Origin of the sequence: Aeromonas sp. 96A (assembly GCF_051919165.1) — a bacterium.
GTDB classification, from domain to species: Bacteria; Pseudomonadota; Gammaproteobacteria; order Enterobacterales; family Aeromonadaceae; genus Aeromonas; species Aeromonas veronii.
This window is the reverse complement of the sequence record NZ_JBQBFE010000001.1, coordinates 2,641,521-2,657,161: the sequence shown is the minus strand read 5'-3', so window position 1 is coordinate 2,657,161 and position 15,641 is coordinate 2,641,521. Positions and strand designations below refer to the sequence as shown.

The 15,641-nt window shown below is 61.0% G+C and carries 14 protein-coding genes; 7 read left to right on the top strand and 7 right to left on the bottom strand.

The genetic code is table 11. From position 1 onward, the window contains the following. Positions 1-3 precede the first annotated feature (3 nt). Positions 4-1,524 carry a threonine ammonia-lyase, biosynthetic gene (gene ilvA, locus ACTG2W_RS12190; RefSeq protein ID WP_106844317.1) on the top strand — a complete coding sequence of 507 codons (1,521 nt, stop codon included), beginning with the start codon at positions 4-6 and terminating at the stop codon, positions 1,522-1,524. 49 nt (positions 1,525-1,573) lie between these two features. On the opposite strand, the gene ACTG2W_RS12185 is transcribed toward ilvA, so the two are convergent. After that, positions 1,574-2,026, bottom strand: a complete 453-nt coding sequence (locus tag ACTG2W_RS12185; RefSeq protein ID WP_279462298.1) for an HPP family protein — start codon at positions 2,024-2,026, stop codon at positions 1,574-1,576. 76 nt (positions 2,027-2,102) lie between these two features. Between ACTG2W_RS12185 and ACTG2W_RS12180 the strand changes: the two genes are divergently transcribed. Together ACTG2W_RS12180 and ompA are read left to right on the top strand one after the other, a co-directional pair. Further along, the gene (locus ACTG2W_RS12180; protein ID WP_128834714.1) at positions 2,103-2,669 is read left to right on the top strand and encodes a TetR/AcrR family transcriptional regulator; all 567 of its coding nucleotides are present in this window, start codon (positions 2,103-2,105) and stop codon (positions 2,667-2,669) included. 125 nt (positions 2,670-2,794) lie between these two features. After that, positions 2,795-3,901, top strand: a complete 1,107-nt coding sequence (gene ompA, locus ACTG2W_RS12175) for a porin OmpA (protein WP_127007163.1) — start codon at positions 2,795-2,797, stop codon at positions 3,899-3,901. A 79-nt stretch (positions 3,902-3,980) separates the two neighbouring features. Here the strand turns inward: ompA and ACTG2W_RS12170 are convergent, their stop codons facing one another. The 6 genes from ACTG2W_RS12170 to ACTG2W_RS12145 all read right to left on the bottom strand — a co-directional run bounded on the left by ACTG2W_RS12170 (position 3,981) and on the right by ACTG2W_RS12145 (position 10,496). Then, positions 3,981-5,090 carry a YeeE/YedE thiosulfate transporter family protein gene (locus tag ACTG2W_RS12170; RefSeq protein WP_236296521.1) on the bottom strand — a complete coding sequence of 370 codons (1,110 nt, stop codon included), beginning with the start codon at positions 5,088-5,090 and terminating at the stop codon, positions 3,981-3,983. Positions 5,091-5,213: 123 nt separating this feature from the next. Next, a complete protein-coding gene (locus tag ACTG2W_RS12165; RefSeq protein ID WP_106844314.1) occupies positions 5,214-6,833 on the bottom strand; it encodes a methyl-accepting chemotaxis protein in 1,620 nt (539 codons plus the stop codon). Between the two features lie 180 nt (positions 6,834-7,013). Beyond that, positions 7,014-7,910, bottom strand: coding sequence for an EamA family transporter RarD (gene rarD / locus ACTG2W_RS12160; protein ID WP_005356175.1), 897 nt, complete (start codon positions 7,908-7,910; stop codon positions 7,014-7,016). 125 nt (positions 7,911-8,035) lie between these two features. Continuing rightward, positions 8,036-8,206 carry a hypothetical protein gene (locus ACTG2W_RS12155; RefSeq protein ID WP_005341999.1) on the bottom strand — a complete coding sequence of 57 codons (171 nt, stop codon included), beginning with the start codon at positions 8,204-8,206 and terminating at the stop codon, positions 8,036-8,038. 126 nt (positions 8,207-8,332) lie between these two features. Beyond that, positions 8,333-9,829, bottom strand: coding sequence for an aldehyde dehydrogenase (locus ACTG2W_RS12150; RefSeq protein ID WP_106844313.1), 1,497 nt, complete (start codon positions 9,827-9,829; stop codon positions 8,333-8,335). A 124-nt stretch (positions 9,830-9,953) separates the two neighbouring features. Beyond that, positions 9,954-10,496, bottom strand: a complete 543-nt coding sequence (locus ACTG2W_RS12145) for a cupin domain-containing protein (RefSeq protein ID WP_005339643.1) — start codon at positions 10,494-10,496, stop codon at positions 9,954-9,956. A gap of 186 nt (positions 10,497-10,682) precedes the next feature. Between ACTG2W_RS12145 and ACTG2W_RS12140 the strand changes: the two genes are divergently transcribed. The 4 genes from ACTG2W_RS12140 to ACTG2W_RS12125 all read left to right on the top strand — a co-directional run bounded on the left by ACTG2W_RS12140 (position 10,683) and on the right by ACTG2W_RS12125 (position 15,559). Further along, entirely contained in the window at positions 10,683-12,014 is a 1,332-nt protein-coding gene (locus ACTG2W_RS12140; RefSeq protein WP_106844312.1) for an aspartate aminotransferase family protein, read from the top strand. Between the two features lie 81 nt (positions 12,015-12,095). Further along, on the top strand, positions 12,096-13,592 hold the full coding sequence (locus ACTG2W_RS12135; protein ID WP_106844311.1) for a CoA-acylating methylmalonate-semialdehyde dehydrogenase: 1,497 nt from the start codon (positions 12,096-12,098) through the stop codon (positions 13,590-13,592). An 83-nt stretch (positions 13,593-13,675) separates the two neighbouring features. Continuing rightward, entirely contained in the window at positions 13,676-14,404 is a 729-nt protein-coding gene (locus tag ACTG2W_RS12130) for a glutamine amidotransferase-related protein (RefSeq protein ID WP_005357481.1), read from the top strand. A gap of 183 nt (positions 14,405-14,587) precedes the next feature. Then, positions 14,588-15,559, top strand: a complete 972-nt coding sequence (locus tag ACTG2W_RS12125) for a LysR substrate-binding domain-containing protein (protein ID WP_106844310.1) — start codon at positions 14,588-14,590, stop codon at positions 15,557-15,559. The last annotated feature ends 82 nt before the right edge of the window (positions 15,560-15,641 follow it).

The window sequence follows — 15,641 nt, the reverse complement described above, 5'->3', positions numbered from 1 at the left end:
ATCATGGTTTCTGCGGCGGATTATCTACGCAAGGTGTTGCTCTCCCCCGTCTATGAGGCGGCGCGAGTCACCCCTTTGCAAACCCTGAAGAAACTCTCCGAGCGGCTCGGCAATCACGTCAGCCTGAAGCGGGAGGATCTGCAACCGGTCCACTCCTTCAAGCTGCGCGGTGCCTACCACAAGATCGCCACCCTGACCGAGGAGCAGAAAGCGCGCGGCGTTATCGCCGCCTCTGCAGGTAACCACGCGCAGGGGGTCGCCCTGTCGGCCGCCAAGCTCGGCATCAAGGCGATCATCGTGATGCCCAAGACCACGCCGGATATCAAGATCGACGCGGTACGCCGTCAGGGCGGCAACGTCATGCTGTTTGGCAACAGCTTCGACGAGGCCTATGGCGAGAGTCGCCGCCTCGCCACGCTTGAGGGCTACACCCTGATCCCGCCGTTTGACGACGTTGAGGTGATCGCCGGGCAGGGCACCATCGGCAAGGAGCTGCTGGAGCAGGATACCCACCTCACTCACGTCTTTGTGCCGGTGGGCGGTGGCGGGTTGGCTGCCGGGGTGGCGGTCTATATCAAGCAGTTGCTGCCGGATGTGAAGGTGATCGGGGTGGAGGCTGAAGGCTCCGCTTGTCTCAAGGCAGCCATGGCTGCTGGCGAGCCGGTCAATCTGGAGCGGGTCTCGCTGTTTGCCGACGGGGTGGCGGTCAAGCGCATCGGCGAGGAGACCTTCCGCCTCTGCAACCAGTATCTGGACGAGGTGGTGACCGTCTCCAACGACCAGATCTGCGCCGCGCTCAAAGACATCTTCGATGACTGCCGCGCCATTGCCGAGCCGTCGGGGGCCCTGTCGCTGGCCGGTCTGAAGGCCTACAGCGAGCGGGAGCAAGTCAAAGGGGGGCGGATGGCGGCCATTCTCTCCGGCGCCAACGTCAACTTCCACAGCCTGCGCTATGTGTCGGAGCGCTGCGAGATCGGCGAGAAGCGCGAGGGCATGCTGGCGGTGACCATCCCCGAGCGCAAGGGGGCCTTCCTCGACTTCTGCCGTCAGCTCGGGCCGCGCATGGTGACCGAGTTCAACTATCGCTACGCCGATGCCGAGCAGGCGTCGTTGTTCGTCTCGGTGCGCCTCACCGGCGGTGACGAGGAGCTGGGCCAGATCATCGATCAGCTCGGCGGCAACGGCTATCCGGTGGTCAACATGACCGAGAGCGAGCTGGCCAAGAACCACGTGCGTTACATGATTGGCGGCCGCCCGGCCCGGCCCCTCGGTGAACGTCTCTACAGCTTCAAGTTTCCGGAGCAGCCTGGCGCCCTGATGCGCTTCCTCGAGACCTTGGGCTGTCGCTGGAACATCAGCCTGTTCCACTACCGCAACCACGGTGCCGACTACGGCCGAGTGCTCTGCGCCTTCGAGCTGCCGGACGAGGACGTGGCAGCCTTCCACGACTACCTGCGCGAGATTGGCTACGGCTGGAAAGAGGTGAGCGACGACCCCGCCTACCGGTTATTCCTGGCTAGTTGATGGCGAGATCGCTATGAAGAAGGAGGGAGGCGTTGGCCTCCCTCAGTTTTTAGGCTGCAATTGGGAACTTCGGTCTGAGCCATTGAAATCCATGGGCCAGCGCCATCACTAGCAGGGTACCGGGCAGCACCGTTTGCCACAGGAATGCTGGCTCTTGTCCTGTCATCAGGATCAGCAAGGGATTGGCGCCAGCCGGAGGGTGAAGAATATTCAGTCCCTGCATCAGGGCGATGGCCAGCCCGGTTGCCAGAGCCATCTGCACTTCTGCGGGGAGGGGAAGCATGCCGATAACCAGTCCGACGCAGGCCGTCAGCAGGTGACCGCCCAGCACGTTTTTGGGGCGCGCCAGCGGACTATCTGGCAGGGAAAACAACAACACACAGCTGGCCCCGAAAGGTGCCATGACTAGCGCGACATGCCAGCTCAGATTGAGCCATCCCAATATGCCGATGGTGAGTGCGGCGCCCACACCTGCCCATAACGGGCCATACCATTTTGTCATCATGCTTTCCTCTTGGTTTGCCAGAACTGATTAGGCACATTAGGTAGACAGATCGGTGTACTTCAAGAGGCAAATCATGAGTGAGAAGCGTCAACAACTGGTGGCGACGGCCTACCGTCTGTTCAACCGTCATGGCTTTCATGCCACCGGCATAGATCGCATCTGGGCCGAGGCGGGGAGTACCAAGCGTACCCTCTATCGCCACTTCCCGACCAAGGATGCCTTGATTGAGGCGGTGCTGCTCGCTCGTGACCGGGAGTTCTTCGCCCTGCTTGACCAACGGCTGGCCGACGTGACCGGACGCGAAGATCGCCTGCAGGCGCTGTTTGATGGTTTCGCAGAATGGTTTGGCCGCACTGATTTCTATGGCTGCAACTTTATCAACGCCAGCGCCGAATTTGCCGACCCGCGTCATCCGGTGCGCAAGCTGGTGATGGCGCACAAGCAGGCGTTGCTGGGTTGGGTGATAAACCAGCTCAATTGCTCTCTGGGTCAGGCGACCGGGCTTTGCCTGCTGCTGGAGGGGGCGATCGTGATGGCTCACAGCTATCAGCAGCCACTGGCGCTGGAGCAGGCCAGAATGCTGGCAAAGACCATTTTGGCCGACGATACCGCGATAATGCAGGCTGCTTCACACTCCTGAGCTGCTGGTCATTTGAGGCTGCGTTCGGATGGGATACCCTGAATAGCGGAGAGGCCGCCTGACGGCTTCACACAGGGAAAGTGCGCACTCAGGCGCCCATAACGACTTATTGCAGAGGCGAAAATATGAATAAATCCATGCTTGCCGTATTGGTCAGTGGCTTGCTGGCGGCCGGAGCCGTACAGGCCGCCGCTCAGGACAATACTTGGTACGCCGGTGGCAAGGCCGGTTGGTCAAAGTATTTTGACGTCGATCAGAAGCAGGTGGTTTCCAGCACCTTGGGAGCGCTCGGCAACACAGGTACTAGCCAAGATGCTCTTGGATTGGGGGCGTTTGCCGGGTACCAGGTTAACCCTAATCTGGCGTTTGAGCTGGGTTATGACTGGTTTGGCAAGTACACCTCATCCGGTGAGATGAGTGGGGTCAAGATCGAAGGCGAAGCTAAGAGCCAGATGATTCAGGCCACCATGAAGATCAGCTTCCCGGTTAACGATGTGTTCGATCTGTATGGCCGGATTGGTGGTGGCTATGCCTGGACCAATAGTGAGCTATCAGCCCGCACTGCTACCGATTTCATCAAGGAAAGTGGTAACAAGCATGGCGCCGCCTTCGTTGGTGCGCTGGGTGCCGAATACGCCATCGATCGTGACTGGGCTGCCCGTCTGGAGTACCAGTACACCACGCCTCTGGGAGATGCCTCTCTCGATCGTTCCGGTATCGAGATGGATAACGGCCTGATCTCGTTCGGGATGCTCTATCGCTTCGGTCAGCAAGGTGGCGAGGTCGCTGCACCGGCGCCCGCTCCGGCAGCCGAACCGGCACCTGTAGCCGTGGTTGAGCCCAAAACCTTCAGCCTGAGTTCCGATGTGCTGTTCGAGTTCAACAAGGCGACCCTGAAACCGGCTGCCAATCAGGCGCTCGATGCCCTGTTCAGCCAGATTGTGGCGGCCAATCCGAAAGATGGTGTCGCAACTGTCATCGGTTATACCGACCGCATCGGTTCCGACAACTACAACCTGGCCCTCTCCGAGAAGCGGGCTCAGAGCGTGGCCAGCTATCTGGTATCCAAAGGCTTGTATGCCGACAAGGTACGGGTCGAGGGGCGTGGCAAGTCCAATCCGGTCACTGGCAACAGCTGTGCCAGCCGCTCCAAGCAAGAGCTGATCGCCTGTCTGGCACCGGATCGCCGGGTGGAAATTCATCTGGAAGGGGTTTCCCAGCCTGTCCAATAAGCAGAGCGACGGGAGCAATAAATGTAAAAACGGGAGGCTTAGCCTCCCGTTTCTTATGGGGTGTTTACGATATCGAGCCTCAGAGCCCGAACAGCGGGCGCAGGCGAATGCCGATCAGGCTGCCAGCCAGGGCCATCAACATCCAGACCCAGCCGTGCAGGCTGCCAGACGCAGTGCCATCGAAGAAGCCGCCGAGGTTGCAGGCGGCGTACATGGCGCCCATCCCCATCAGCAGGCCGCCGAGGATGGAGGCCAGACTGTTGCCGATCCGCATCGGGGCGAAGTTGCCGCCACCACTCAAACAGCGCGCCAGCATGGCCCCCAGAATCCCGAGCCAGAACATGCCGACCATGGGGTTGATGAAGAGCGGCTGGGCCAGTTTGGGGTTGCCCTCGAACAGGCCGAACAGGGAGGCGCCGCGCAGCGCCATGTCATAGACGGCGCCGGTGATGGTCCAGGCCGAGCCGTGTAGAGCGACCACAGACGAGTTGAGCAGGGCGATGATGATGCCGCCGGTCAGCACGGTGAAGCGGCCATCGCGCCAGAACAGGTTGCCGCCGCTGAAGAGGGGCTTGAGCTCGCCGGTACGCTTGAGTTCGCTGTTGCGAAACAGCAGGAACAGCGCAGCGACCAGCGCCAGGTTGAGCAGCATGCCGCTCCAGATATTGCCGGTCAGATCCCGGGCCAATACCACATGGCTGGAGAAGGTAGCCTCCAGTTCGGGGCGGAACTGGTTGCTGATGAGGGTGCCGATGCCGTAGCAGATCAGCACCAGCCAGAAGCGGGGTTGCCCCTCGCCGCAGCAATAAAGAGTGCCGGTGGCGCAGACGCCTGCCAGCTGCATGCCGATGCCGAACAGGAAGGCACCGACGATGAAAGGAATGCCGATAGCCATCACGTTACCCACCATGGCATCGCCAAACAGGGCGTGGCTAAAGGAGAGGAAGGTGGTGAACAGCAGAATCTCGATGGCGATGGTGAGCAGGTGAACCCGCACGTAGTAACTGTTGCGCTTGGTCAGCATCTCGCGCCAACCGAACACGATGCCGAAGCGGCTGAAGGAGAGGGTGAAGCCGAAGCCGAATCCGATCAGGGCCATCAGAGCCCATTTCATACCAAAAGTATTGCCAAGCCAGAGTAACGCTCCCCCCGCGATTGCCACGATGGGGAGCGACCATTTTCGAGTCATGTCAGTTGATCCTTGCAGTTGGTTTTCAGAGGGGCGGATCCTATTCCCTCATGGAGTCTAATGCTACCCATTTAACCAGTGCAGAGAAAAAGGGGGGGCGCTGACTCCCGTCAGCGCCGGGGATCAATGGCGGGTGGTGTCGAGATGGAAGTGGTGAGTCTGTCTGCTCAGGATGCGGGCGTGCTGGGCGACCATGGTCGCCTCTTCGGCGGCCTGACTGGCGCTCTGGTTGGCCTCGGCCGCCAACCGCGACATCTCCCCGACCTGATGGTGGATCCCTTGCACCAGCCGGGTCTCATCGCTCATCAACTGATCGACCTGAGCGATGCGCTGATTGATCTCCTCGCAGCTCTGCGCGATCCGGGCGACGCTCTGGCGCGCTGTCATCGTGTGAGTGACCGCCTGTTCGACCCGGGCCAGCTCGGTATCCATCTCGCTGGCGGCGCGCAGGCTGACATCCTGGATCTTGCCGATGATGGTGTTGATCTCGGTGGTGGCGCTGCCGGTGCGGGTCGCCAGCGAGCGTACTTCATCAGCTACCACGGCAAAACCGCGTCCCTGTTCACCTGCCCGCGCCGCTTCAATGGCGGCGTTCAGCGCCAGCAGATTGGTCTGCTCCGCAATATCGTGAATGGCGCCCGCCAGCCCGGCAATCTGCTGCGAGAGGCCAGCCAGATCCGAAATGGTATGGGAGACCTGCTTCACTCCCATGACTTGCTCCCCGATCACCTGTTCCACTGTGTGGATGGCGAGTGTCGCCTCTTGTGCCCGCTCTGCTGACTGCAGGGTTTGCTCCCCCACCTGATGCAGCTGGCTACCCGCCTGTTCAATGGAGTGGGTGAGCTGTTCGATGGCCTGTTCGATATGGTGGGCCGCCCCGACCTGAGCCTGACTGTCATCGGTGTGCCGTTGTGCCATGGCGGTCAGGCTGGTGGCGCGATCATCCAGCGTACTGGCGCTGCGCTGCAGGGACTCCACCAGGGTTGCCAGCTGGTCACGCATGGCCCCGATCTGGCGGATCAGCTCGCCGATGGCATCAAGCCCCGGCTCCGGCATGGGGCGGTTCAACTCCCCTTCGGCGATGGCGGCGGTGGCCTTGCCAGCGGCCAGCAGTCGCTGTTGGGTGGGGCGTCCCAGCCAGAAGATGAGCCCTGCCCCCAGCAGCGCAGCGCACAACAGCAGGGCGTAACAGAGTCGGGTGGTGTTGGCGAGATGGGCCATCTGCTCGGCGGCATACTGGTTGCCGCGGATGACGGTGGTGTCCACCCCTAGCCGGTGGGCGTTATAGAGGGTGTGCAGGCGTGCCGCAATCGCGCCCGCCTGCGCCAGATCCCCCGCCTTGATGGCGGGGACAAACTTGTCGTTGAGCAACTGCCAGAACAGTTCCCCCTGCACTTTTTGCTCCCCCTGCAGCAGCACCCTGAGGGGCTCGTTCAGGCTGCTCTCTTGCCAGAAGCGGTTACGGATCTCGAACTCTTGCTGAAGCCGGGTGAGGGTTTGCAGCAGGATCTCCCGCTCCTCCGGTTTGGCATGGAGCAGGGTGTAGACCTGCAACTGGGATTCGATGAGGTAGAGAGGCGGCGGCAGAATATCGGCTACCACATCCTTCCCCTGTCCCATCTGATCGGCTGCGCTCCGGACCGAATAAAGCCCGAAAAAGCTGATGGAGATCAGCGTGATAATGACCATGATCCCCAGAACCTGACCAAAAAGCAGGGATCTGTCGTGAATGTGCTTGAGCATGTTGCCTCCATTCGGCTCCGTTCATGGATAGCATAGCTCTCTGGCGGGATAGTGAGACTCGGGTGTGGTCTGTTGATGGTCAGTCGGCTCTGGAGAAGGGGAAGTCGCAGTCAGAAGGCCGCTGGTGGCACGAAAAAGAACCCCGGCCTATGAGCCGGGGTCGCTGATGGTGAGGCGGTGTCAGGTCCGGCTTGGCGCGGCTTTGCCGCTGCGCAGCCCATCCAGACTGAACAGTACCAGCGCGCTCCAGATGCAGGCGAAGGTGAGCAGTTTGTCCATCGCCAGCGCTTCCCCATAGAGGGTGACTGCGAGGATAAACATCAGGCTGGGGCCTATGTACTGGAAGAAGCCCAGGGTGGAGAGCTTGAGCCGGGTCGCGGCGGCGGTGAAGCAAAGCAGGGGGGCCGTGGTGACGGCGCCTGCGGCGATCAGCAGCAGGTTGAGGTGCCAGTCGTTCTGGGTGAGATGGCTGGTGGGGCTGTCGGCAAAGCCCCACAGATAGATGGCCGCTGGCGGCAGCATGATCATGGTTTCGATCAGCAGACCGGTGAGGGCATCGAGGGCCAGTTTTTTGCGCACCAGCCCATAGATGGCAAAGCTCGACGCCAGCACCAGCGCAATCCAGGGCAAGGAGCCAAAGGCGATAAGCTGGATGGCCACCCCGGCAAAGGCCAGCGCCACCGCCCACCACTGCAGGCGGCGCAGCTTCTCGCTCAGAAACACCATTCCCAACAGTACGTTGAACAGCGGGTTGATGTAGTAGCCGAGGCTGGCATCCAGCATATGGCCGTTGTTGATGGCCCAGATGAACAGCAGCCAGTTGCCGCCGACGGTAACCGAGGTAAACGCCAGGGTGAGCAACACTTTTGGCTGGCGCAGCACCGCCTGCACCTTGTGCCACTGGCGTCCTGCCAGGGTGAGTACCATCAGCAGCACGCAGGACCAGATCATCCGGTGGGTCAGGATCTCGGCGGCTGGGACGGCAGAGATGGTCTTGAAATAGATGGGGGCTATGCCCCAAAGGGTATAGGCGCACAGGGCGTAGATGACGCCCTGACGCTGGATCTGTTGCGGCATGCGGATGACCTTTACTGAAGCGTTGGATGCGGGAAAACATCGCAAAAAATCAGTGTAGCGATCCTTTTGCGGGGAAAGAAGCGAATAAACGAAGTTTGAGGGATAAGAGGAGGGGGGCTGGCCGGTCAGCCTTTACCGCGGCGGATCTTGTCGACATCCATCAACAACCACAACATCAGGGCGATGGCGGAGATCCAGGGGCCCCAGGTCACGTAGGCCTCGCCGTGCCCCAGCACGAAGAACAGCAGGGGCAAACCGATCACCAGAAAAAGTACGCTTCCCAGAAAAAATAGCATTTTTGTCTTTATATTTAACATGTTGGCTTTTTTATCATTATAAGGATTGAGCCCGGTGATGGAAGGCCAAAAATGCAAAAGGGGGATTTCTCCCCCTTTTTGATCCGATAGTGCTGCTTTGTCGTGTTATTCCAGCTGAATCCAGGTGCTTTTCAGCTCGGTGTACTTCTCCAGTGCATGAAGTGACTTGTCGCGACCGTTGCCGGACTGTTTGAAGCCGCCAAATGGCATGGTCATGTCACCACCGTCCCAGTTGTTGACGAACACGGTGCCAGCGCGCAGGGCGCGGGAGCCTTTCACCGCCTTGTTGAGATCCGCCGTCCAGATCGCCGCCGCCAACCCATAGTCGGTGTCGTTACCCAGCGCAATGGCCTCCTCCAGCGTATCGAAGCCGGTCACCGCCAGCACAGGGCCGAAGATCTCCTCGCGGAAGATGCGCATCTGCGGGGTCACGTCGTCGAAAATAGTGGGTTCGATATAGAAGCCGCCACTCTCCATATTGGTGCGGTTGCCACCCAGCAGCAGCTTGGCCCCCTCCTGCTTGCCAATCTCGATATAGCGCAGCACCTGCTCCATCTGGATGTGATCCACCATGGCGCCGATACGGGTCGCAGGGTCGAGCGGGTTGCTCGAGATCCACTCGCGGGCATGGGCCAGCAGTCGCTCCATGAATTGCGGCTTGATGCTGTTTTGCACCAGCAGCCGAGAGGCGGCGGTGCACACCTCGCCCTGGTTGTAGAAGATGGCGCCAGCGGCGCTCTTGGCCGCAGCGTCCAGATCCGGTGCGTCGGCCAGTATTATGTTGGGGCTCTTGCCGCCGCACTCCATAAAGGCGCGCTTGAGGTTGGACTTGCCGGAGCACTCCACCAGATGTTTGCCGATTTTGGTGGAGCCGGTGAAGGTGATGCAGTCCACATCCATGTGCATGGCTAGCGCCTCGCCCACGGTATGACCAAAGCCCGGCAGCACGCTGAACACGCCGTCCGGAATACCCGCCTCCTTGGCCAGACCTGCGATACGCAGGGCTGTCAGGGGCGATTTTTCGGAAGGTTTGAGAATGACCGAGTTGCCGGTAGCGAGCGCCGGGCCCAGCTTCCAGCAGGCCATCACCAGCGGGAAGTTCCACGGCACGATGGCGGCAACCACCCCGAGCGCTTCGCGGGTCACCAGCGCCAGTGCTGACTCCTCCACCGGGGCGACCTGATCGTAGATCTTGTCGATCGCTTCGGCGTTCCAGGCGATGCAGTTGGCGGCGGCGGGGGCGTCATAGCCCATAGCGTCGCCGATGGGTTTGCCCATATCCAGCGACTCCAGCAGCGCCAGCTCCACCTTGTTGAGGCGCATCAGCTCGGCGAAGCGCTGCATGATCTGTTTGCGCTGTTTCGGCGGCAGGCCGCTCCAACGCTTGTCGTTGAAGGCGTCACGGGCAGCCTGTACCGCCAGTTCGGCATCGGCGGAATCGCAGGCTGCCACCTTGGTCAGCAGCTTGCCGTTGGCCGGGTTGATGCAATCGAAGGTGGCGCCATTGACGGCATCCCGATAGCTGCCGTTGATAAAGGCTTGCGAGGGCAGGGTCAGATGGGCGGCCTTGTGTTGCCACTGGGCCAGGGTAAGGTCACTCATGTTCACTCCTTGAACCGGCAAAAGTCAGTTTTCGCGTATCAATATGCTAAACATCCTGCCGCTTGTAAATCCATCTTGTAACAATTCATTAAACATTGCTCCCCTGCCGATGCGCGTCTGAATGTCAGAAACTGGCGGGGGTGTTGGCCGAGATCAGCACGCACTCCTGCTCGCCGCTATTGCGAAAACGGTGGGGGGTGCGGCTGTCGAAGTAGTAGCCATCCCCGGCGCCCAGCAGGTAGATCTGCTCGCCCACGGTCACTTCAACCTCGCCCTTGATGACGATGCCGCACTCTTCACCCTCGTGGCTCAGCATGTCGTCGCCGGTGTCGGCGCCCGGTGGCAGCACCTCCTGCAACATGCCGATGGCGCGGTTGGCGCGGCTGTGCCCAACCAGCCGGTAGCTGATGGGATGGGTGCCGAGATCCGGCATATCGGCGGCGCGGAAGATCACTTCGGTGCCCATTTCGGTCTCTTCTGTGAAGAAGCTGGCCAGCGACATGGGGATCCCTTCCAGCACCTTGCGCAGGGAGGCGACAGAGGGGCTCACCTGATTTTTCTCGATCTGGGAGATAAATCCGTTGGTCACACCGGAGCGCTTGGCCAGCTCGCGCTGGGAGAGGGCAGCCTTGGTGCGAACCGCCTTGAGGCGGTGACCGATATCCATCTATAGACACTCCTTGACTGTTTACTATTATTAAAATTGTGTTAAATATCTTATACCACCCTGCTGATGCGTCTAGCTAGGGGTGGCACCAGACAGGGCGATAACGGGCCCTTTTTTATGGATTCAGGTGTTTAATTTAATAGGCATTGGCCGACAGTTGCTAAACACCTTAAGGATGAGGTGACCATGAAACCGATCAGCGACATCAATACGCCCTCCGACATGTCCGCCTTCTGGATGCCGTTCACCGCCAACCAGCAGTTCAAGGCGGCGCCGCGCATCCTGAAGTCGGCAGAGGGGATGTATTATCACTCAGAGGATGGCCGCAAGATACTGGATGGCACAGCCGGACTCTGGTGTTGCAACGCGGGCCATGGTCGGCGCGAGATTGCCGAGGCGGTCTCCCAGCAGATTTCCCACCTCGATTTCGCTCCCACATTCCAGATGGGCCACCCCCTGCCGTTCGAGCTGGCCAACAAGCTGGTGGAGATCGCCCCCAAGGGCTTTGGTCACGTCTTCTACACCAACTCGGGTTCCGAGTCGGTTGATACCGCGCTGAAAATCGCGCTGGCCTGGCAGCGGGCTCGCGGTCAGGGCACCCGCACCCGGCTGATTGGCCGCGAGCGTGGCTATCACGGGGTCGGCTTTGGCGGCATCTCGGTGGGGGGGATTCCCGGCAACCGCAAGTGGTTCGGCTCCCTGCTGACCGGGGTGGATCATCTGCCCCATACCCTCAACATCGCCAAGAACGCCTTCACCAAAGGGCTGCCCGAGGAGGATGTGGCGCTGGCTGACGAGCTGGAGAAGATCGTCTTCCTGCACGATGCCAGCAATATCGCGGCGGTGATCGTCGAGCCCATCGCTGGCAGTACCGGCGTGCTGATGCCCCCCAAAGGCTACCTCAAGCGGCTGCGGGAGATTTGCACCAAGCACGGCATCCTGCTGATTTTTGACGAGGTGATCACCGGTTTCGGTCGCCTCGGTTCCCCCTTCGCGGCACAGGAGTTCGATGTCACCCCCGACATGATCACTTGCGCCAAGGGGCTCACCAACGGTGCCATCCCCATGGGTGCGGTGCTGGTGCAGAAGCACATTTATGACGACATGATGGCGGCAGGAAAGGGGGCAATCGAGCTGTTCCACGGCTACACCTATTCTGGTCATCCGGTGGCTGCGGCTGCGGGGCTCGCGACCCTCGAGATCTATCGCAACGAGAACCTGCTCAGCCGCGCCGCCGATCTGGCGGGCTACTGGGAGGAGGCTGCCCATTCGCTGAAGGGCTGCAAGCATGTGAAGGATGTGCGCAACTACGGGCTGGTGGCGGGTATCGAGCTGGAGTCCATGCCGGATGCGCCGGGCAAGCGCGCCTACGAGGTGTTCGTGCGCTGCTTCGAGAAGGGGGCATTGATCCGGGTGACCGGCGACATCATCGCCCTGTCGCCGCCCCTCATCATCGAGCGCAGCCAGATCGACGATCTCTTCACCCTGCTGCAGGATGCCCTGCAGGCACAACCTTAACCCATTTGATGGCCCCGCACTGGCGGGGCCTTGCGTTGATTTGCTCAGCGCATTTACTGCATCAGTTATCACGGAGGATACATGACATACAGGGTCAGCAACTTCATCAACGGCCAACCGCAGGAGAGTCGCAGCGAGAGGCAAGGGGCCATCTTCAATCCCGCTTGTGGCAAGCAGCAGGGGAGCGTGGGGCTTTCCAGCGCCGCCGAGTGTCAGGAGGCGATCGCCATCGCCGAGCGCGCCTTTACCGACTGGTCGCAAACCCCCCCGCTGGTGCGGGCCCGGGTCTTTTTCCGCTTCAAGGAGTTGATGGAGCAGCACAGGGACGAGCTTGCCCAGCTCATCAGTCGCGAACACGGCAAGGTCTTCTCCGATGCGCAGGGTGAGTTGACCCGCGGGCTGGAGGTGGTGGAGTTTGTCTGCGGCATTCCCCATCTGCTCAAGGGGGAGCACTCCCTCAACGTCGGTCGCGGGGTAGACAGCTACTCCATGATGCAGCCGGTGGGGGTCTGCGCCGGTATCACCCCGTTCAACTTCCCGGCCATGGTGCCGCTCTGGATGTTCCCGGTCGCCATCGCCTGCGGCAATACCTTCATTCTCAAGCCCTCCGAGAAGGATCCCTCTCTCTCGCTGCGGATGGCAGAACTGCTCAAGGAGGCCGGTCTGCCGGATGGCGTGCTCAACGTGGTGAACGGTGACAAGGAGGTGGTGGATGTGCTGCTGACCGATCCGCGGGTCGGAGCCGTGTCGTTTGTCGGTTCCACCCCCATCGCCCAGTACATCTATGCCACTGCCTCGGCCCACGGCAAACGGGTGCAGGCGTTGGGCGGCGCCAAGAACCATATGGTGGTGATGCCGGATGCGGATCTCGATCAGGCGGTCTCCGCACTGATGGGGGCTGCTTATGGTGCCGCTGGCGAGCGCTGTATGGCCATTTCGGTGGCGGTGGTGGTAGGTGACGAGACCGCCGATGCGCTGGTGGCCAGGCTGACGCCGCTGGTGGAAAAACTGCGAGTCGGCCCGGGGCTGGGCCAGAGCCCGGAAAACGAGATGGGGCCGCTGATCAGCCGGGAGCATCTGGCCAAGGTGCGCGGCTACGTGGATCAGGGGGTGACCGAGGGGGCTGTGCTGCGGGTCGATGGTCGCACGCTGAGCCACGACGAGGGTTACTTTATCGGGGGCTGCCTGTTTGACGAGGTGACCCCCGAGATGCGCATCTACCGCGAGGAGATCTTTGGCCCTGTGCTCTCCATCGTGCGGGTGCCGGATTACGAGACGGCGCTGCGCCTCATCAACGAGCACGAGTACGGCAACGGCACCGCCATCTTTACCTGTGACGGCGACACCGCGCGGGACTTCACGGCGCGGGTGCAGGTCGGTATGGTAGGGGTGAACGTTCCCATTCCGGTGCCGATGGCGTTTCACAGCTTTGGCGGCTGGAAGCGCTCCATCTTCGGGCCGCTCAACATGCACGGGCCGGACGGGGTTCGCTTTTATACCCGGATGAAGACGGTGACGGCGCGCTGGCCCCAGAGCCTGCGCAGTGGTGCCGAGTTCTCCATGCCGACCATGAAGTGACGCGCTGGCGCGTGCTCATGGCCTAACCTCTTGCCCTCGCTGGTCAATGATTGGCGGGGGCGAACTCTGTAAAGGAACAACAGATGCGATTGGGAATACTCGATTGTGACCGGCTCGATCCCGATCTGGCGGATCGTTTTGGCCCCGTTTACTCCGAGATGTTTATCAGGGGCTTTGCGGCCCTGGCCCCCGAACTGGAATTTCGGGTCTGGTCGGCTCTCGATGGGGAGCTGCCGGAGGATCTGCACGAGTGCGATGCCTGGCTCATCACCGGCTCGCGCCACGATGCTTACAGCGATATCCCCTGGATTCAGGCACTGCGGGCGTGGATCCGTCAGGCGCACGATGCCGACGTCAAGCTGGCCGGTGTCTGCTTCGGTCATCAGGTGATCGCCCAGGCGCTGGGCGGCGAGGTGGTGAAGTCTACCAAGGGGTGGGGGCTGGGTGTGTCGGTGCACCCCATGCTGGCAGATGAGCCCTGGATGGCGCCGGCGCGGGATCAGATCCGCATTCTGGCCAGCCATCAGGATCAGGTGGCCCTGCTGCCGCCGGGGGCGACCCGACTGGCGGGCAACGACTTTTGTCCCAACTTCATGTTTTTGCAGGGTGATCACATCGTCGCCATTCAGGGGCATCCGGAGTTCTCGGTGGAGTACAACCGGGCGCTGATCGAGCGGCGCCGCGGCCTGTTGCCCGACGAGCGCTACCAGAGCAGCCTCTCCTCGCTGGAGGGGGAGGTGGATTCGGCGACCATGATGCAGTGGCTGCTGCAGTTTCTGGGGATCCTGCCGCTGCGGGCTGGCGCGGCCTGAGCCCGGTTTGTCAGCCACCCCTTCAGATGCTAGATTTTGTAGCAAAATGAAGGATCAAGCGCTGAGATGTCGGGATCGGATGGTACACTGGCCGCCCATGTGGCGGCCTGTTTGTCTGGCTTGATTGCCGTCCCGGCCTGAGCCAAAGCTGTCTGAGCCAAACCAGTGTGAGAGTGTGACGCCTTGAAACTACAGCAATTGAAGTATTTGATCGCGATCCGGGACCACAACCTCAATGTGTCCGTGGCTTCCGATGCGCTCTTCACCAGTCAGCCGGGGGTCAGCAAACAGATTGGCCTGCTGGAGAGCGAGCTGGGGGTGCGGATCTTCGAGCGCCGTGGCAAACACCTGCACCGCATCACCCCAGTGGGGGAAGAGATCATCAAGTGTGCCGAAGCAATGCTCAATATCGAGAGCAAGATCAAGGCGATCTCCCGCGAATATCTGGACCCGACCGTGGGCACCCTTAATATTCACACCACCCACACCATCGCCCGCTATCTGCTGCCCAAGTCGGTCACCTACTTCACCAAGAAGTATCCCAAGATCTCGTTCCACCTCCATCCGGTGATGTCGGCGAGCAAGGAGCAGATCAGCAAGGGTTACTCCGATTTCTCCATCGTTGCCCACGAGATTGGCTTCGACAAGGAGCTGATCGCGCTGCCCGCCTACCTCTGGACTCTCTCGCTGGTGGTGCCGCAGGATCACCCCCTGGCCAAGGTGAAGAAGCCGACCCTGGAGCAGCTCTGCCACTACCCCATCCTCAGCTACGAGAGTGGCGCCACTGGTCGTCAGGTGCAGGACGAGGTATTCCATGCCGCCGGTCTCACCCCGAGCTACTACATGACGGTGATGGACGCCGGGGTGATCAAACGCTACGTGGAGCTGGGCTTTGGCATCGGCATCATCTCCTCGCTGGTGGCCAACGACAATGACACCCCCGGGCTGGTCTCCATCAATCTGGAGCACCTGTTCAAGCCCTGCCCGGCGCAGCTCTGTTTCAGCAAGAGCATCCTGCTGCAGAACTACATGTATGACTTCATCAGCTCCTTCTCGCCCCACCTCACCAAGGAGGTGATTCAGAGCGTGATGCAGCAGCCGAGTCAGGCGCGCATCGACGAGCTGCTGGCCGGGGTGGAGCTGCCCATCTATTGATCCCGATCGGATTCCCGATCGCTGCCGGTTGTCTCTTCTGTCAGGCTGGGCTCTACTCGGGGTTCAGCCTGTCTCTTTTGGG